Source organism: Mycobacterium sp. 29Ha (assembly GCF_032883055.1).
GTDB lineage: Bacteria > Actinomycetota > Actinomycetes > Mycobacteriales > Mycobacteriaceae > Mycobacterium > Mycobacterium gallinarum.
This window is the reverse complement of the sequence record NZ_JAMQTI010000017.1, coordinates 99341-115247: the sequence shown is the minus strand read 5'-3', so window position 1 is coordinate 115247 and position 15907 is coordinate 99341. Positions and strand designations below refer to the sequence as shown.

Annotated in this window: 16 protein-coding genes; 5 read left to right on the top strand and 11 right to left on the bottom strand. The window is 65.1% G+C overall.

Going from position 1 to position 15907, the window contains the following annotated elements; translation table 11 throughout:
• Nucleotides 1–34: 34 nt before the first annotated feature.
• Nucleotides 35–232: a hypothetical protein gene (locus tag M1248_RS21730; protein WP_317149687.1), complete on the top strand. Its 198-nt coding sequence runs from the start codon at nucleotides 35–37 to the stop codon at nucleotides 230–232.
• A gap of 51 nt (nucleotides 233–283) precedes the next feature.
• Here M1248_RS21730 and M1248_RS21725 read toward each other — a convergent pair whose 3' ends face one another.
• The 3 genes from M1248_RS21725 to M1248_RS21715 all read right to left on the bottom strand — a co-directional run bounded on the left by M1248_RS21725 (nucleotide 284) and on the right by M1248_RS21715 (nucleotide 1688).
• Complete coding sequence (locus tag M1248_RS21725) at nucleotides 284–622, bottom strand: hypothetical protein (RefSeq protein WP_317149686.1); 339 nt, start codon at nucleotides 620–622, stop codon at nucleotides 284–286.
• 96 nt (nucleotides 623–718) lie between these two features.
• Complete coding sequence (locus tag M1248_RS21720) at nucleotides 719–1258, bottom strand: helix-turn-helix domain-containing protein (RefSeq protein ID WP_317149685.1); 540 nt, start codon at nucleotides 1256–1258, stop codon at nucleotides 719–721.
• Nucleotides 1242–1688 carry an SRPBCC family protein gene (locus tag M1248_RS21715; RefSeq protein WP_317149684.1) on the bottom strand — a complete coding sequence of 149 codons (447 nt, stop codon included), beginning with the start codon at nucleotides 1686–1688 and terminating at the stop codon, nucleotides 1242–1244. Before M1248_RS21715 ends, M1248_RS21720 begins: the two co-directional genes overlap by 17 nt.
• Nucleotides 1689–1913: 225 nt before the next feature.
• Between M1248_RS21715 and M1248_RS21710 the strand changes: the two genes are divergently transcribed.
• Entirely contained in the window at nucleotides 1914–3599 is a 1686-nt protein-coding gene (locus M1248_RS21710; RefSeq protein ID WP_317149683.1) for a patatin-like phospholipase family protein, read from the top strand.
• A 16-nt stretch (nucleotides 3600–3615) separates the two neighbouring features.
• Nucleotides 3616–5097: a flavin-containing monooxygenase gene (locus M1248_RS21705; protein WP_317149682.1), complete on the top strand. Its 1482-nt coding sequence runs from the start codon at nucleotides 3616–3618 to the stop codon at nucleotides 5095–5097.
• A gap of 4 nt (nucleotides 5098–5101) precedes the next feature.
• Here the strand turns inward: M1248_RS21705 and M1248_RS21700 are convergent, their stop codons facing one another.
• The 4 genes from M1248_RS21700 to M1248_RS21685 are packed head-to-tail and all read right to left on the bottom strand — an operon-like array spanning nucleotide 5102 to nucleotide 8978.
• Complete coding sequence (locus M1248_RS21700) at nucleotides 5102–6568, bottom strand: aldehyde dehydrogenase family protein (protein ID WP_317149681.1); 1467 nt, start codon at nucleotides 6566–6568, stop codon at nucleotides 5102–5104.
• A gap of 1 nt (nucleotide 6569) precedes the next feature.
• Nucleotides 6570–7721: an N-acetylglucosamine-6-phosphate deacetylase gene (gene nagA, locus M1248_RS21695; RefSeq protein ID WP_317149680.1), complete on the bottom strand. Its 1152-nt coding sequence runs from the start codon at nucleotides 7719–7721 to the stop codon at nucleotides 6570–6572.
• On the bottom strand, nucleotides 7722–8507 hold the full coding sequence (gene nagB, locus M1248_RS21690; RefSeq protein ID WP_317149679.1) for a glucosamine-6-phosphate deaminase: 786 nt from the start codon (nucleotides 8505–8507) through the stop codon (nucleotides 7722–7724). It lies immediately after the preceding gene.
• Nucleotides 8508–8978, bottom strand: coding sequence for a PTS glucose transporter subunit IIA (locus M1248_RS21685; protein WP_317149678.1), 471 nt, complete (start codon nucleotides 8976–8978; stop codon nucleotides 8508–8510).
• A 134-nt stretch (nucleotides 8979–9112) separates the two neighbouring features.
• Here M1248_RS21685 and M1248_RS21680 point away from each other — a divergent pair, with 134 nt between their 5' ends.
• Nucleotides 9113–10687 carry a PTS transporter subunit EIIC gene (locus M1248_RS21680; protein ID WP_163725238.1) on the top strand — a complete coding sequence of 525 codons (1575 nt, stop codon included), beginning with the start codon at nucleotides 9113–9115 and terminating at the stop codon, nucleotides 10685–10687.
• On the opposite strand, the gene fadD4 is transcribed toward M1248_RS21680, so the two are convergent.
• The 4 genes from fadD4 to M1248_RS21660 are packed head-to-tail and all read right to left on the bottom strand — an operon-like array spanning nucleotide 10671 to nucleotide 14874.
• The gene (gene fadD4 / locus M1248_RS21675; RefSeq protein ID WP_317149677.1) at nucleotides 10671–12179 is read right to left on the bottom strand and encodes a fatty-acid--CoA ligase FadD4; all 1509 of its coding nucleotides are present in this window, start codon (nucleotides 12177–12179) and stop codon (nucleotides 10671–10673) included. The genes M1248_RS21680 and fadD4 overlap by 17 nt on opposite strands.
• A 17-nt stretch (nucleotides 12180–12196) precedes the next feature.
• Nucleotides 12197–13129 (bottom strand): TIGR03619 family F420-dependent LLM class oxidoreductase, encoded by a 933-nt coding sequence (locus M1248_RS21670; RefSeq protein ID WP_317149676.1) that lies wholly within the window; start codon nucleotides 13127–13129, stop codon nucleotides 12197–12199.
• 9 nt (nucleotides 13130–13138) lie between these two features.
• Nucleotides 13139–13792, bottom strand: a complete 654-nt coding sequence (locus M1248_RS21665) for a nitroreductase family protein (RefSeq protein WP_317149675.1) — start codon at nucleotides 13790–13792, stop codon at nucleotides 13139–13141.
• Nucleotides 13789–14874 carry a dihydrodipicolinate reductase gene (locus tag M1248_RS21660; protein ID WP_163736821.1) on the bottom strand — a complete coding sequence of 362 codons (1086 nt, stop codon included), beginning with the start codon at nucleotides 14872–14874 and terminating at the stop codon, nucleotides 13789–13791. Before M1248_RS21660 ends, M1248_RS21665 begins: the two co-directional genes overlap by 4 nt.
• 123 nt (nucleotides 14875–14997) lie before the next feature.
• Between M1248_RS21660 and M1248_RS21655 the strand changes: the two genes are divergently transcribed.
• On the top strand, nucleotides 14998–15906 hold the full coding sequence (locus M1248_RS21655; protein ID WP_163725229.1) for an enoyl-CoA hydratase: 909 nt from the start codon (nucleotides 14998–15000) through the stop codon (nucleotides 15904–15906).
• The last annotated feature ends 1 nt before the right edge of the window (nucleotide 15907 follow it).

Sequence of the window (15907 nt, the reverse complement as noted above, 5' to 3'; positions counted from 1 at the left end):
TTCGTCTCACTCTGCACCGTGGAATCGTGAAGGGATGGATGTCGACCGCGTGGCCGAACTTCAGCGCTGGCAGGACTCCGGAGCTTTGTGGGAGGTGCTCGCCCGAGTGGGCGGCTCTGTCACCGTGGCATTGTTGCGGTGCGACGGCGGTGAGGAAATGGAACGGTTCACCTCCGACGATCCTCGTCTCCTGGAGTTCATCGGCGACCGGCGCAGCAGCGACGAGCAATGAAAGCCACGAAAGCCCCGCCCAAAAAAGGACGGGGCTTCCGCTGACGTGACATCAGAACGGCGCGGTTCTGAAACCACCTTCCCACTGAACGCCCCAGGCGTTCAGCTCACTGTTCCACTCCACCGGGAGCCACGGCGCCCAGTACGGCGGCGGCGGAGCAGGTGGCGCCCACACCGGCACGAAGCCACGATGCCCCGGCGGCGGAAGGCCGCGCTGCCCGGGCGGCAGGGGATTACCCGGCCCGCCGACATTCACCCCCGGACCTGGACCGGGCCACGGCGGACCCGGCCACTTCGGATCGGCGTTGCCGACACCCGCGCCAATCCCCAGTGCACCGCCTGCCACAGCACCGGCACATAGGGCCGCTAGGACGGTTTTCTTGACACTCATCAGGTCGACTCCTTCGATCTGCACGCCCGCGACTTGCGGAAATGCTGGTCAGTTTCGACCCCCGACGTCACCAGGCTACCCACGGGCAGCTACGGCCTAAACGCCTGCTCGACGCACCAGATCCACAAATGCTGCCAGCGCCGCATCGACCCCATTGCGATCGTCCGTGGCGACCAGATCGAGCAACAGACCCCGCGCGACGGCCAGACCCAGACGCATCATCGCGGGATCGACTGCCCGGGCGGCGTCGTCGGTCAGCCAGTCGTTCACAGCGCCGGGCAGCATTCCGGAGAAGGGCGCCTCGCCCTGTGCGCCGCGCGCGTAGCACTCGAAGAACAGGCGCTCGAAGGGGCGCAGTTCAGGCCTGCGCAGGTCGGCCCACATCGCCCCGATGGCGTCGGCTGGTTCGGTGGGCAGGTCACTCATCATCGACATCTGGCGACGTTCAACCTCCCCGACAATCGCGAGCAGCAGTTCGTTCCGTGAGCCGAAGTGGTGCAACAGCATCCGATGGCTCGTCCCGACCGCCGCTGCAACGTCGCGCAATGACCTGTCACCGATCCCGCGCGCAGCGAATTCCGCGACCACTGCGTCAAGCAGTTCTTGGCGGCGTTCGAGGTCAGGAGGCCGGGCCATTGAGGTGGTATGACTGCTCGCTTCGCGCTTTCAGGCCTGCGGCCTCCAACTCGAGGTATCTCCGCGTCAGTCGGCGCATGAGCAGCCCGACCAAAGCCCCAATCGGTCCGCCCTGGTCGATCTGCTGACGTACTCGGGTACGACCGTCGGCGAGCGCCTCGATGTCATGGCTCGCCTTGGTCAGCCCACCGGGCGAACGCTGGACCCACGTCCATGACCTGCCCGGTTCGACATCCGTGACCTCCCAGACGAGCTTCGGCATGCGCGGCTGCTTGATCTCGAACCGTTTGCCCACGGAGATGCCGGGTCCGTCGAGCGCGACCAGGCGGGTGACGGAGGCCGTCCATTCGGGCCAGCGTTCGACGTCGCTGAAGACATCCCAGACGACTGTGGCCGGTGCGTCGATCTCGACGCCATCGTCGGTAATCATGTACCAAAAGGTACATGAACTATCGCCGGCACGGAAGTACCCAGCTGCCCGCAAACAACGAAAGTGCATGCGGAAACGGCTGGACCGCCATTACCGTCGAGCAGACAGCTGAATCTCGATCAGTTGATGCACGAAAGGCCTTCCATGGCTACGAACTCCTTGGCAACGACGTCAACCGGCTATGCGAACGTCGGCTTCGACAGACGCTGGACGTAATCACACCGCATGGAAAACTCTTCCGCCGACGCCGTATTCAATAGGCTAAGTCGCCGTGAGGTCGCACTCGATCTCGTCGAGGCAGTCGAGGACGAGGTCGTCGACTCCGTCGGTACTGTCCCTTTGCCGACCGCCGAGCCGGCGCTCCTCCTGCAGAAGATGGAGAACAAGCTCGTCCGGCATCATCTGGCGAAACCGGATGTGTTGAGCGACGAGGAATTACGCAGGCTGCGTTACATCCTCAACTTCGCCCGACTCGCCGATTTCGAGCCCGGGGCTGCGGGGCCCGGCGGCAGACGCGGACGTGGCGACGTCTCGGTGGGCGGTGAAGTGGCGCCGTGGCGCGCCAGGGTGGCCGATTCGCTGTACGGCCCGCTGCGTGAGGAACGTGACCCGGCAAAGTCATTGGCGAAGGCACGCGATGTCCTTGCGAAACTGACCGACGACCAGGACGAGCAACGTCGTCAGCTGATCGACAATCACGGGAACGACTTCTCTCCCGCCGAACTCGATGCCGAGGTCGGATACAAGAAACTCGTCACCGTGCTCGGCGGCGGTGGCGGTGCGGGGTTTGTCTATATCGGCGGCATGCAACGACTGCTCGAGGCCGGTCAGGTCCCGGACTACATGATCGGCTCGTCGTTCGGATCGATTATGGGCAGCGTCGTGGCCCGCGCTCTGCCGGTGCCCATCGAGGAATACGTCGCGTGGGCCAAGACCGTGTCGTACGGCGCGATCCTGGGCCCCGAGCGCCTTCGCCGCAGACACGGGCTGGCCGGTGTGTTTTCGTTACGCTTCGACCAGTTCGCCGATGCGCTGTTCAGACGCGCCGACGGCGAGCGAATACGGATGTCGGACTTGGCGATTCCGTTCGACGTCGTGGTCGCCGGGGTGCGCAGGCAGCCGTATGCGGCTCTGCCGTCGCGGTTTCGCCGCCCGGAACTGGCGGCGTTGCAGATGCGGACACTGCCCTTCCTCCCTATCGGTATCGGGCCTCAGGTAGCGGCGCGGTTGTGGCAGGTGTCTGCATTCATCGACCTGCGGGTCGTCAAGCCGGTCGTCATCGGCGACAACGACCAGACTCGCCAGTTCGACGTCGTCGACGCGGCATCCTTTTCGTCGGCCATTCCCGGTGTGCTGCACCATGAAACGAGCGATCCGCGGATGGTCCCGTTGCTCGACGCGCTGTGTGAGGACAAGGAGGTCGCCGCTTTGGTCGACGGTGGCGCCGCGAGCAACGTGCCTGTCGAGCTGGCGTGGAAGCGGGTCCGCGACGGCAGGCTCGGCACCCGCAATGCCTGCTATCTCGCATTCGACTGCTTTCACCCGCAATGGGATCCCCGCCACCTGTGGCTCGTCCCGATCGCCCAGGCGGTTCAGTTGCAGATGGTGCGCAACGCTCCGTATGCCGACCACCTGGTGCGCTTCACGCCGACGCTGTCGCCCGCGAATCTCGCACCGTCGGCGGCGTCCATCGACCGCGCCTGCGCGTGGGGGCGTAAGAGCGTTGACAAGGCCATCCCCGTGACGACGGCGCTACTTCAGCCGACGTGGTGGGAAGGTGACCGGTTTGCGGCCCCTGACGCCGAGCCCGCCCACCCGGCATCGGTGGCGTCGCCGATGAGCGCGGTGATGGCGGCGACCCACGAGCCCGCGAACCGCTTGGCGCGGTGGCGAAATCGACGCCTGACGTGATTCGGGTCGCCGTCAGATGACCGAAACCGTTGCGGTGATCGGCGCCGGGCCCGGGGGGCTCGTCACGGCACGGTGGCTGTGCTCGCAGGGGTTCGAGCCGACGATCTTCGAGCAGCAACCTCAGCTGGGCGGGCAGTGGACCGGTCTGCCGGGTTTCAGCGGTGTGTGGCCGGCCATGTACACCAACACCAGTCGCGTGTTGACGGCCTTCAGCGACCTGGAGCACGACGGCGACCAGACGTTCCTGTCCAACCGCGACGTCCTCGCCTACCTGAACCGGTACGCCGACATGTTCGGTCTCAGGGCACGGATCCGGTTTGGACGGCAGGTGAACCACGTCAGCCGTATCGACACCCGTTGGCGCGTAACACATGACGGAGGCGAAGAGCCGTTCGACCGGGTGGTGTTGGCATCCGGCAGGTTTCGGTCCCCCGCAATCCCCGACGTTCCTGGCGTCGAGACGTTCACCGGCTCCGCAGGCGCGATGTCGACGTTCGACTATCGGGGAGCGAATCCCTACGTGGGTAAGCGCGTTCTGGTGGCGGGCTGCGCGGTCAGCGCCCTGGACATCGCCACGGAACTCGCACGACTCGGCGCCACGCGCGTCGTCGTCACCCAGCGAAAGCAACGCTATGTCCTTCCGAAATTCGCCGCAGGCGTCCCGTCCGACCACCGGATCTTCACGCGATACGGCGCCTTGGCGAATGAGACCCTTCGACCGGCCGAGGTCGAGCGCCAACTCAAGGAGATCGTGGTCGAAGCCAACGGAAGCCCCGAGCAGTACGGTGCGCCGGCACCGAACTCTTCACTGTTCGCCGCCGGTGTCACCCTCAACCAGGGGTATCTCCCATTGGTCGCCGAAGGCCGAATTTCCGTGCGGCCGTGGATGACGAAGATCGACGGGACGAACGTGAGCTTCGAAGACGGACACGTCGAGGAATTCGACGGGCTTCTGTTCGGGACGGGGTTCGCACTGGATCTGCCGTTTCTCAGCGACGACATCCGCACCATTTTCGACGTCGACGCGGTGCACCTGGACTCCGACCGTTTCACCTTCCATCCTGACCTTCCGGGCCTGGCGATGGTGGGCATGTGGGATCAGTCCGGTGGATACTTCGTGCCGCTGGAACTTCAGGCCCGCTGGGTCGCCTACACGTGGGGCGGTACCGCGCCGCCATTCGACGAGAGAGCGCAGCGTGAGGCGATCGCCGGCTACCGCGCGAGACGCGGACTGTCCCAGAAGACCCGGATGAACCTGGTGGCAGTGGCCTTTGCGCGCGCAGCCGGTGTGGAGCCGCAACTGGAGGACTGGCCGAATCTGCGCAGAGCATTGCTGTTCGGTCCGCTCGCGCCGAGCTGTTTCCGGCTCGAAGGCCCCGACGCACTCCCCGAAGCGTCTGCGCGGTTCGCGCGCGACGCCGCTGCGTTTGGCGCCATCACGTCCAACGAGATGACCGAACGGGAGAGTCGCTATTGGTCGCAGGTGGCCACGCGCTAAGCGTTCAGCGCGTGGGAAGGCCGATGGCCTTTTGCTCCATGTAGGCGTGCAGCCCGCGGAGTCCGCCGCCTTCCCGGCCCAATCCGCTCTGTTTGAATCCGCCGAACGGGGCATCGCCTGGGCCACAACCGTTCACGGCAATCTGCCCGGTGCGAACGCGGCCGGCCACGGCGAACGCGCGGTCGATGTCGCTTCCCCAGACCGCGCCCGAGAGTCCGTACTGCGAGTTGTTGGCGATCGCGACCGCATCGTCGTCGTCGGTGTAGCGCAGCACCGATAGCACTGGCCCGAACACTTCTTCCTGGGCGATCACCGAGTCCGGAGTGACGCCGGTCAAGATCGTCGGCTCGAAGTAAAAGCCCTTGTCCCGGCCCGGCGGGCGTCGGCCGCCCGCCACCACGGTGGCACCTTCGTCGATTGCCGCGGAGACGTGAGCCGCAACTCTCGCCAATTGAGCCCGACTGATGAGCGGGCCCATCTGTGTCTCGGGATCCGTTGGATCACCGACTTTTACGCGTCCGACCAGTTCGACGAGCCCGTCGACGACCTCATCGTGTAGCGGTGCGGGCAGCAGCAGTCGGCTCTGCAGGATGCATGCCTGGCCTGCATGCAACGAGCAGGCCTCGAACAGCAGGCGTTCCAGCAGTTCGTCGGTCACCTCGACATCGTCGAGGAGAACGACCGCCGACTTGCCGCCGCACTCGAGAAGGATGCGCTTCATGGTCGTGCTTGCGGCGGCCATGATCTCCCTGCCGACGGCCGAACTGCCGGTGAAGCTCACCATGTCGATCCGCGGGTCGGTCGTCAACAGCTTGCTTGCCTCAATGCCGCTCGGCGTCACGACATTGACGGTCCCTGGCGGAATATCGGTGTGCTCATCGATGATTCGAGCCAGCGCCAAGCCGGCGATCGGGGTCAGCGGCGACGGCTTGAGCACCACGGTGTTGCCGGCGGCCAGCGCCCGGCAGACCTTCATCACGTTGAGGCTGTGCGGAAAATTCCATGGGGTCAGGATCGAGACGACTCCCTGCGGCTCGTACCGAAGCAGCGTGGTGCTGGCCGCTCCGTCCGCGCTGATGGTCTCGTCGGTGAGCTGCGTGGCGAGTTCACCGGAACGGTTCGCGGTCAACGCCGGTGCGTCGATCTGGATCGCCCGCTCGTTGGCCAGACAACCCCACTCGGACTGCGAAAGCGCGAAAAGCTCGTCGGCGTGCTCGGTGAGCGCGGCGCCCAACTGCGTCAGGCATCGTGCCCGGTTCTCTGCCGACGCGTGTGCCCATGGCCCCGAGTCGAATGCGCGCCGCGCAGCGGAGATCGCGGCGTCGACGTCCGCCAGGCCTGCGTCCGGAGCCCGGGCGATCACTTCTTCGGTGGCCGGCGAGATGTCGTCATATCGGCCCGCCTGCGGCTCCACCCACTGGCCGTCGAGGTACAGCGGGTATGAGTCGATCAGCGGACGCGCGTTGACCACGTCAATTGCCCGTCTCTGCTTCGAACACCCACGATCCTCGACGCAGCACGCCGACCACCATGAGGTCGGCGTCGAGCACCACCAGATCAGCGGAGGCACGGGCGACAAGGCCCGAGTCAGGAAGGCCAAGTGCGCGCGTCGGGTTGATCGACGCTTGACGCACCGCGGCCATCAACGCCTCGTCACGACCAAGCCCGCTGTGCTGCACGGCGAAGCGGAACTGATGGTCCATGGTCGCAGTGCTGCCCGCGATGGTCGGCGTTCCGGACACGCGCGCCACTCCGTCCACGACGTCGACTTCCAGCGGACCGAGCTGATAGGCACCGTCGCTCATTCCTGCCGCCGAGATCGCGTCGGTGATCAGTGACACCCGATCGGGCCCCGCGCTGTGCGAAACATGTCGGTAGAGCGCGGGGTCGACGTGCACACCGTCGGTGATCAGTTCGACGGTCACACGGGAGTCTTCCAGAAGCGCGATGACCGGGCCGGCTTCGCGGGTGTTGATCGGACGCATCGCGTTGAACAGGTGCGTGGCCACCGTCGCACCCGCCTCGATCGCCGCGCGGGTCTGGTCGTAGGTCGCGTCTGTATGTCCCACCGCGGCCACTACTCCCGCGTCGACGATCCGCTCTATCGCCGCACGTGCCCCTTCACGTTCGGGCGCGATCGTGATCATGCGTATGGTCCCCGCGGCGGCCTTCAGTACGCGGTCGATCTCCTCAGGGTCGGGGTCGCGCATCAGGGCGGGCTGGTGGGCACCGCACCGCACCGTCGAGAGCCACGGACCCTCGAGGTGAATTCCGTCGAGCAGGCCGTCACGGACATCAGCTGCCAATCCGGTTACCTGATGCAGTAAGTCATCGGGGGCGGCCGTGACCAACGACGCGACCAGCGTGGTGGTGCCGTGCCTACGATGAAAGTCGACAGCCGTGGACGTATCCGTGCGCAGGGCCGCCGAGAAGTTCGTCCCTCCCCCGCCGTGGACATGCGTGTCGACGAAACCCGGCACCACCGTGACAGCGCCGAGATCTCGGTCCGCCGGACGTGGCGGTGTACCCGCCCCGACGGCGCCGACGCGTGCATCGGATACGTCAATCCATCCCGGCCGCAACAGTTCTCGGCCCGTAAGTAGCGTGTCGGCGGTAAGCAGCACTCAGATGTCCTGCCATACCGGCTTGGATCGGTAGGTCTCGCGGTAGTAGTCGACGAGCTGGAGTCGTTGGGCCGCCGCGCCGTCCAACAGCACCGTGACATGCGGGTGTAGCTGCAAGATCGTCGCGGGCCACATCGCGCTGACCGGGCCTTCGACGAGCTGATGCACGGCTTCTGCCTTCTGCCGGCCCGTCGCCACCAGAATCAGGTGACTCGCCTCCAATATGGTCGCCAGCCCCTGCGTAAGGCAATGGGTCGGCACCGCGTCGACATCACCGCCGAAAAAGCGGGCATTGTCAATCCGGGTCTGTCTGGTCAGGGTCTTGATGCGAGTGCGCGACCCCAACGAGGAACCGGGCTCATTGAACGCGATGTGGCCATCCGTGCCGATACCGAGGATCTGCAAATCGACACCGCCGGCGTCACGGATGGCAGCCTCGTACTCCGCGCACGCGGCGGTGATGTCGGCGGCGAGCCCATCGGGTCCATGTACGGCGCGGGGGGCGAAGTCGACTTTGGAGACGAAGACCTCGTCGATGACATTGCGATAGCGCTGCGGATGATCGGCGGGCAGGCCGACGTACTCGTCGAGCGTGAAACCGCGTGCCTCACGGAAGGAGACCGTGCCGCTGTCGCAGCGACGCGCGAGTTCGTCGTAGATCGCCAGCGGCGATGATCCGGTGGCCAGACCCAGTACTGCATCCGGTTTTCGATCGAGCAGCGCGACCACCGCGTCGGACCCGACGGCGCCGATCTCGGCGGCATCCTGCAGGATGATGACTTCCATCTATTTGTTCGCGATGAAAAGTTTTGTCCCGGAGGGAATCTGCGCACCCTCGAGAACCGCTTCGGCAGGGACCACATTGTCCGGTTCGCGTTCGTCCATCACGACGACGGGGACGATCGGATTGAGGCCTTTCGCCACGACCGACGCGACGTCATAGGTGATGACCACCTGGCCGGCGGTGACACTGTCACCTTGGCTCAGATGGGCGGTGAAGCCGTCGCCCTTCAGTTGAACGGTGTCCAGGCCGAGGTGGACCAGCACGCCGACGTTGTCCGGCGTCATGACGATGTAGGCGTGCGGCATGAGTTTCAGCAATTTCCCGCTGACCGGCGCGACCGCCTCGATCATCTCGTGCGGAGGGTCGACAGCCGCACCGTGGCCCACCATGCCTGCCGAGAACACCGGATCGGGCACTTCGGTGAGCGGAACTGCCCGGCCGCCGACCGGCGCGAAAACCTGAGTCGTACCCACGTCGAGACTCCTTCTGCTCGTGCGCACCAACAATACGAGCGTGCCGGAAAGAGAGGCTGGGCTTCGGCGTTTCCTCTAAGCTTCCGCTGAGCTTTGACGGCTTGCGCGATCGGGGCAGAGGAGGTCTGGACGAGATGAGCGGCCCATCGAAACCCGCCGGTACACAGGCGAAGTCGGGTCTTCGCTTCCCAGGATTTGCGCAGCTGCAGCGCCTGGGCAAGAGCCTGATGCTGCCGATCGCGGTCCTTCCCGCGGCAGGCATCCTGCTTCGGCTCGGTCAGCCCGACCTGCTGGGCCGAATCGAAACCCCCGTCATCGGCGACTTCTTCAAGGCCATGAGCGCGGCGGGCGATGCCCTCTTCAGCAACCTGCCGCTGCTGTTCGCCGTGGGTGTGGCGATCGGTTTCGCCAAGAAAGCCGACGGTTCCACAGCACTGTCGGCCGTCGTCGGCTACCTGGTGATGGAGGCGGTCTTCAAGACCATGTCACCGATCGTCCTGGCCGGTGAGCTGGACAAGGCGGGCGAGCAGGCCCAGATCAACTACAGCGTGTTCGCCGGCATCGTGATCGGCCTGGTGACGGCATGGCTCTTCGACCGCTATCACACCATCCAGCTGCCGTCCTACCTCGGCTTCTTCGGCGGCAGGCGGTTCGTTCCGATCGTGGTGTCGCTGGCGAGCCTGTTCATCGCCTTCGCGATGAGCTACTTCTATCCGATCTTCGACGCAGGGCTGACCAGCCTCGGCGAGTTCATCGGTGGCGCGGGCGCCTTCGGTGCCTTTGTGTATGGGTTCGCCAACCGCATGCTCATCCCGTTCGGTCTACACCACATCCCGAACTCTTACATCTGGTTCCTCTACGGCGACTACCAGCCGCCCGGCGGCGAAGCCGTCACCGGCGAACTGACCCGATTCGCCGCGGGCGATCCGACTGCCGGCATCCTCACCTCGGGCTTCTACCCCATCCTGATGTTCGGGCTGCCCGCCGCAGCGCTCGCGATGATCCACGTCGCGAACAAGAAGCAACGTAAGGTCGCGGTCGGCATCCTGGCTGCCGCGGCACTGACGGCGTTCCTGACCGGCGTGACCGAACCCCTCGAGTTCGCGTTCATGTTCGTGGCGTTCCCGCTCTACATCATTCACGCGGTGCTCACCGGGCTGTCGCTGGCCGTCGCCTACCTGCTCGACATTCACCTCGGTTTCTCGTTCTCGGCCGGTCTCATCGATCTGCTGCTGTACGGCACCGCTCCCGCGGCGAAGAACATTCCCCTGCTGATCGGCATGGGGTTGGTCTTCTTCGTCGTCTACTACGTGTTGTTCCGGTTCGCAATCACGAAGTGGAACCTGCGGACGCCGGGACGTGAACCGGAAAGCGAGTTCGAGGCGGAGGAACAAGCCAACCTCGGCGAGGGCGCCGATTCTTCGACTGCGGTGTCGGCGAGCGGCGCCACCGCCACGTTGACCGCGCCCGCCAGGACGGACAGCAAGGCCGAGCAGGTCATCGCGGCGTTCGGCGGACGGGACAACCTCGTCAACGTGGACGCCTGCATCACCCGCCTGCGCGTGGAGGTTTCCGACAAGGACAAAGTGGACCAAGCCCGCCTGAAGAGACTCGGCGCTGCGGGTGTCGTCGAGGTCGGCAACAGTGTTCAGGCGGTGTTCGGCACTGATGCCGAGGCGTTGAAGAACGACATCAACGAGATCCTGTAGCCGCGTACTTGTCGATCAGCTGCTGCTTGTACAACTTTCCAGCATCCGTGCGGGGAAGGTTCGGCTCGAACGAGATGGACCGGGGACACTTGTAGTGGGCCAGCCGGTCTTGCAGCCAGGCGATCAGGTCGTCGGCAAGAGCGTCGTCCGCGCGGGCGGGATCGTTCAGTTGGACCACGGCTTTGACGGATTGACCCATGACGTCGTCTGGAATTCCGAAAACCGCCGCATCGACCACGAGCGGATGGCTGATCAACATGTTCTCCGTCTCCTGCGGATAGATGTTGACGCCGCCGGAGATGATCATGTGGTTGCGGCGGTCGGTGAGATAAAGATAGCCGTCATCGTCGACGTATCCGACGTCGCCGACCGTGACCCAACCCTCGGCACTGCGCGAATCCGCTGTCTTAACTTGATCATTGAGGTATTCGAACGGATAGCCGCCCTCGTAATAGACTTCGCCGACCTGGCCCGTCGGCAGCTCGGCACCACCTTCGTCGAGAATGTGCGGCACCCCGAGCATCGGCTTGCCGACCGACCCGGGCCGCTCGAGCCATTCCTCGGCGCGGATGAACGAGATGCCCGCACCTTCCGATGATCCGTAGTATTCGTCAACAATCGGACCCCACCAGTCGATCATCTGGCGCTTGATCGCCGGCGGACATGGTGCCGCGGCGTGGACGACGCGCAGCAGGCTCGACAAGTCGTAGGTCCGCCGCGTTTCCTCGGGCAGGCGCAACATCCGGACGAACATCGACGGTACGAACTGAGCGTGCGTGACGCCGTACCGCTCAATACTTTCCAGCGCCTGTTCGGCATCGAAGCGTTCCATGACCACCGTCGTCGCGCCGACAGCCTGCGCGGCCATCGTCCACATCGCGGGCGCCGTGTGATAAGTCGGTGCGGGGCTCAGGTACACCGAATCCTCGCTCACGCCGAGGGCTTCGAACACCGGTGTCGACAGGGTTGCGCGCGCAGAGCTCAGCGGACGCCGAATTCCCTTGGGGCGCCCCGTGCTGCCCGCCGAGTACTGCAGCAACAGCCCGTCGCACTCATCGACGATCGGTGTCGAGGCCTCGGTGGCCACACACTCCGGGTAGCGCTGCCAACCGTCGAGTTCGTCATCGACGATCACCGCAACGGCGAGCGATTCGATCGGCAGCTCCTCGCAGACTGGCCGCATCGCCGATGACGAAATGACAGCCTTGGCGCCGCTGTCGCTCACGATGTAGGCGATCTCAGACGCGAAGAGATGCGTGTTGACCAACGTGTAGTAGAACCCGCTGCGCCTCGCCGCCCACATCGCGGCGTGTATGTGTTCGTTGTTCTCCATCAGGATGGCGACGGTGTCGCCGGCCCTCAGTCCGGCGCGGCGGAGAAAATGAGCGAGCCGGTTCGCCCGCGCCTCCAATTCGGTGAATGTCACGACCACTCCGGAAGGGTGAAGCACGACAGCGGGTTTCGTCGATCCGACATGATCGCGAAGCTGCATGGGTTTCGCCTGGCCGATCAGCGCGTGGCGTCGCGGAACGCCTCGACGAGAGACGACATGACCTCGAGCGCCCGATCGGGGTCGGCGGTCAGCGATGCCGGGAACCGGACGTCGGTGGCACCTGCCTCGACCAGGGCGGGAACAGCGGCGGCGGAAGCCGCATAGTCGATCGATCCGTCGTCACCCTTCACGACGCGCGCGACTCCCTGCACCTGCAGATCGGTGGGGTCGCCACCGAACTCGACGATCTTGTCCTTCATCGCAGCGATCGCACCCGGGATGTCCGCATAGGCCGAACCCCACGGGATCCACCCGCTTCCGAAGCGTGCGATCCGGCGTGCCACGGCGTTGTTGACGGTTCCGCTGATCCACAGCGGAACACCGCCTGGTTGCACCGGTTTGGGCATCTGGTGGATGCCATCGAAGCTGAGCTCAGCTGAATCGTAGGACGCCCGCTGTTGCGTCCAGAGGGCCTGGCAGACCTCGAGCGTGTGGTCGAGTAGACGTCCGCGATCCTTGAACGACAAACCCGCTGCTTCGTACTCCTCGCGCTGCCAACCGACTCCGACGCCCAGATCCACTCGACCACCGGAAATCGCGTCCAGGGTGGCGAGTTGCTTGGCCAGGACCGCCGGCCGCCGCAGCGCCGCCAGCAGGATTGCGGTGCCGAGCCTGATGCGGGTCGTTACGGCCGCGATCGCGGTCAACACGATCAGCGGTTCCAGCCATGCGCCGTCGGGTCCGGTCGGCTGCTTACCGCCCGCCTGGCCGCCGAGGGATGGATCTGCATACGCGTCCAGGTTCTCCCCGAAAACGAGGTGGTCGGACACCACGAGCCGGTCGACGCCGGCGGCATCCATCGCCTGCGCCAGTTGCAGCGTCGCGCGCCAGTCGTGCTGGGGAGCGTCGGAGTATGTCGTCAAGTACAAGGAGAGTTCGGGTGTGCGCACTGTTACGCCTCATTCATGGGACCAAGGGGTTTCCCACGTGTCTATCACCGCTGCCGTTGCCAACGGTCTACGGGACACCACGTGGTGCCCTCCGGCCGGCCAGCCGATCGTCAACAACGTCGCGATCTTCCAGTCATCCGGGATGCCGATGGATGCGCGCAGTTCCGCTTCGCAGTGACCGTGCCACAAGGTGATGGCCGCCCCGAGACCCTGGGCACGCGCGGCGAGCAAGAAGTTCTGGACGGCGGGAAATATCGACCCGGCCTGCTGCATTTCGGTGGTCCCTCGCTGGGGCTGGACGCAGAACAACACGAGTTCCGGGGCGCCACCGCCGACCTCCATGTGTTCGGCCATGGCTCGAAGGACACGCGACTTCGGGTCGTCAGCATCCTCTGCGACCGGGGGCAGCCGATAGAACTCCTTCATCACCTCCCATGTCCGCCGAGCGGCAGCGGTGATCACCCCACGAAGTTCCGGACTACGGATGACGACGAATCGCCACGGCTGACCGTTCCCACCCGACGGCGCCCACGACGCCGCCAGCAGGCACTTCTCCAGCACGTCATCGGGTACGGGTTCGGTGCGATACCTCCGGACGGCGGTCGCCGAATTCATCACCGTCCACAGGTCATCGGAGACCCGCGGCACCTCTTGACGGCTCATGCGTTCCCCGTCCGCGGTAGCACACCTCGCCACGTACCACCGCGCACCGGACCCGTGACCAGCGGCAGGTCGAGTGTCGACAACAGGCCCGGCGGTGCGGCCATGACTGCCGGAATGGCGTTCAGCTCGCGCATGACGGTGGCATAGGTCAGGCCGCGCATATTGTTTCCGCGGCCATGCATCTCGATGTCCACGGTGTAGGTCGGCAGCCCGTCGACGATCACGCGGTAGCCACCGTGCGGCGACGGATGCCGTGGCCAGTCCGGGGCCGAGCCCTCGCCCATGCGTGTGACGTGTTCCAGCACAACGCGCTCTTCACCGTCGACCATCCCCGCGAGCTTGAATCGCATGCCACCCATGGTGCCCGGCTCGACCCAGCCCGACGCGACCTCGTAACGTTCTGTGGCCAACCACTTTTCGATCGTCGTCTCGACGCGGTCCAACGGCAGACCGACACCGTCGGCGACCAGGTGCACGGTCGGCGCCCACAGGGCGGCAAGACGTTCGGTGTCGAACAGCGGTGCGGGATGATCCGGTGGGTGCGCAAAGCCCATGAAGTCGAACATGATCTCGGGCTGGTTGATCGGGCCGTAGTCGAGGATCTCGAGCATGGTGATGGTGTCGACGCGGCTGGAGAAACCCGTCATCGTCAACGCGATGACATCGTTCGCCCAGCCGGGATCGACACCACTGTTGAAGAAACTGCTGCCCCCCTCCTCGCACGCCGTCCGGATGAGGTCGACGGTCTCCCGGTCGGCGGCAGGTGGGTAGCACATCGGCACCAGCGAGGTGCAGACGACGTTCCTGCCTGCCCGAAGACAGCGGGCGATGTCCTCGGCCGCCTCGCGATAGCGGTAATCACCCGACGCGAAGTACGCGACCACATCGGCGTCGGTCGACAGCGCGGCGTCGATGTCGCGGGTCGCGATGACTCCGGTCGCAGGCATTCCGCATAGGTCACCGGCGTCCTTGCCGTCCTTGGCCTCGGCGTATACGACGACCCCGACGAGGTCCAGACCGGGGTGTGCAATGAGTGCCCGTAGAGCACCGACCCCGACTTGTCCGGGTCCCCACAGGATCACCCGCGGCCTGGGCTGACGTACGGTCATGTGCACCCTTCCCGACTGTGCTTTCCGAACTGTGAGAACATATCTTCTCATATTTCGGTAACACCATTACCGTACTGCAGAACCTGGAGGAGCCCCGTGAGCGACTACAAATTCCTGAAGTGGGAGACCTTCGACGACGGCATGATCGTGCGCATCTCGTTGAACCGGCCCGAACAGCGGAACGCCCAGAACCGCGGCATGCTTGTCGAGCTCGACGAGGCGTTCGGACGCGCCGAGGCCGACGACACTGTGCGGGTGGTGATCCTCGCCGGCGAGGGAAAGATGTTCTCGTCCGGCCACGACATCGGCTCGAAGCAGGCCAGCGCGGAGTTTCGCCCGGGCCCCGATCAGCATCCGACCGCGGCGATCAACGGCGGCACCCGGGAGGGCTCCGAGAAGATCATGCTGCAGGAGTGGCACTACTTCTTCCAGAACACACTGCGGTGGCGCAACCTGCGCAAGATCACCATCGCGCAGGTGCACGGCGACGTGTTCTCGGCGGGCCTGATGCTGATGTGGGCGTGCGACCTCATCGTCGGCAGCGAAGAGGTGCGTTTCGCCGATGTCGTCGGCACCCGGCTTGGCATGTGCGGCATGGAGTACTTCGGCCACCCGTGGGAGTTCGGTCCACGAAAGGCCAAGGAGCTCATGCTCACCGGTGATGCCATCGACATCCACGAGGCACATCGGCTCGGCATGGTGAGCAAGGTGTTCAGGCGTGACGAATTGGCCGACCGCACGCTGGATATGGCCCGTCGCATCGGTGAAGTGCCAACCATGGCCGCGCTCTTGATCAAGGAATCGGTCAACCAGACCGTCGACAACATGGGCTTCTACAACTCGCTGCAATCGTGCTTCACGCTGCACCAGCTCAACCACTCGCATTGGGTCGGCGTCCGCGATGACAGGCGTGCCGTAGCTGGACCGGAGAACGGTGTACCCGACTGGCGAACCGCGCCCCCGATCGTCCTGTCGGTCAAGGACCAAGTCAGAGTGGAGTCATGAC

Excerpts from the sequence above, each read along its gene's own strand:
- fadD4 (WP_317149677.1), bottom strand. The coding sequence starts at position 12,179 with ATGCAGCTTCGCGATCATGTCGGATCGACGAAACCCGCTGTCGTGCTT.
- nagB (WP_317149679.1), bottom strand. The coding sequence starts at position 8,507 with ATGGAAGTCATCATCCTGCAGGATGCCGCCGAGATCGGCGCCGTCGGG.
- M1248_RS21705 (WP_317149682.1), top strand. The coding sequence starts at position 3,616 with ATGACCGAAACCGTTGCGGTGATCGGCGCCGGGCCCGGGGGGCTCGTC.
- M1248_RS21715 (WP_317149684.1), bottom strand. The coding sequence starts at position 1,688 with ATGATTACCGACGATGGCGTCGAGATCGACGCACCGGCCACAGTCGTC.
- M1248_RS21665 (WP_317149675.1), bottom strand. The coding sequence starts at position 13,792 with ATGAGCCGTCAAGAGGTGCCGCGGGTCTCCGATGACCTGTGGACGGTG.
- M1248_RS21720 (WP_317149685.1), bottom strand. The coding sequence starts at position 1,258 with ATGGCCCGGCCTCCTGACCTCGAACGCCGCCAAGAACTGCTTGACGCA.
- M1248_RS21730 (WP_317149687.1), top strand. The coding sequence starts at position 35 with ATGGATGTCGACCGCGTGGCCGAACTTCAGCGCTGGCAGGACTCCGGA.
- M1248_RS21725 (WP_317149686.1), bottom strand. The coding sequence starts at position 622 with ATGAGTGTCAAGAAAACCGTCCTAGCGGCCCTATGTGCCGGTGCTGTG.
- M1248_RS21710 (WP_317149683.1), top strand. The coding sequence starts at position 1,914 with ATGGAAAACTCTTCCGCCGACGCCGTATTCAATAGGCTAAGTCGCCGT.
- M1248_RS21680 (WP_163725238.1), top strand. The coding sequence starts at position 9,113 with ATGAGCGGCCCATCGAAACCCGCCGGTACACAGGCGAAGTCGGGTCTT.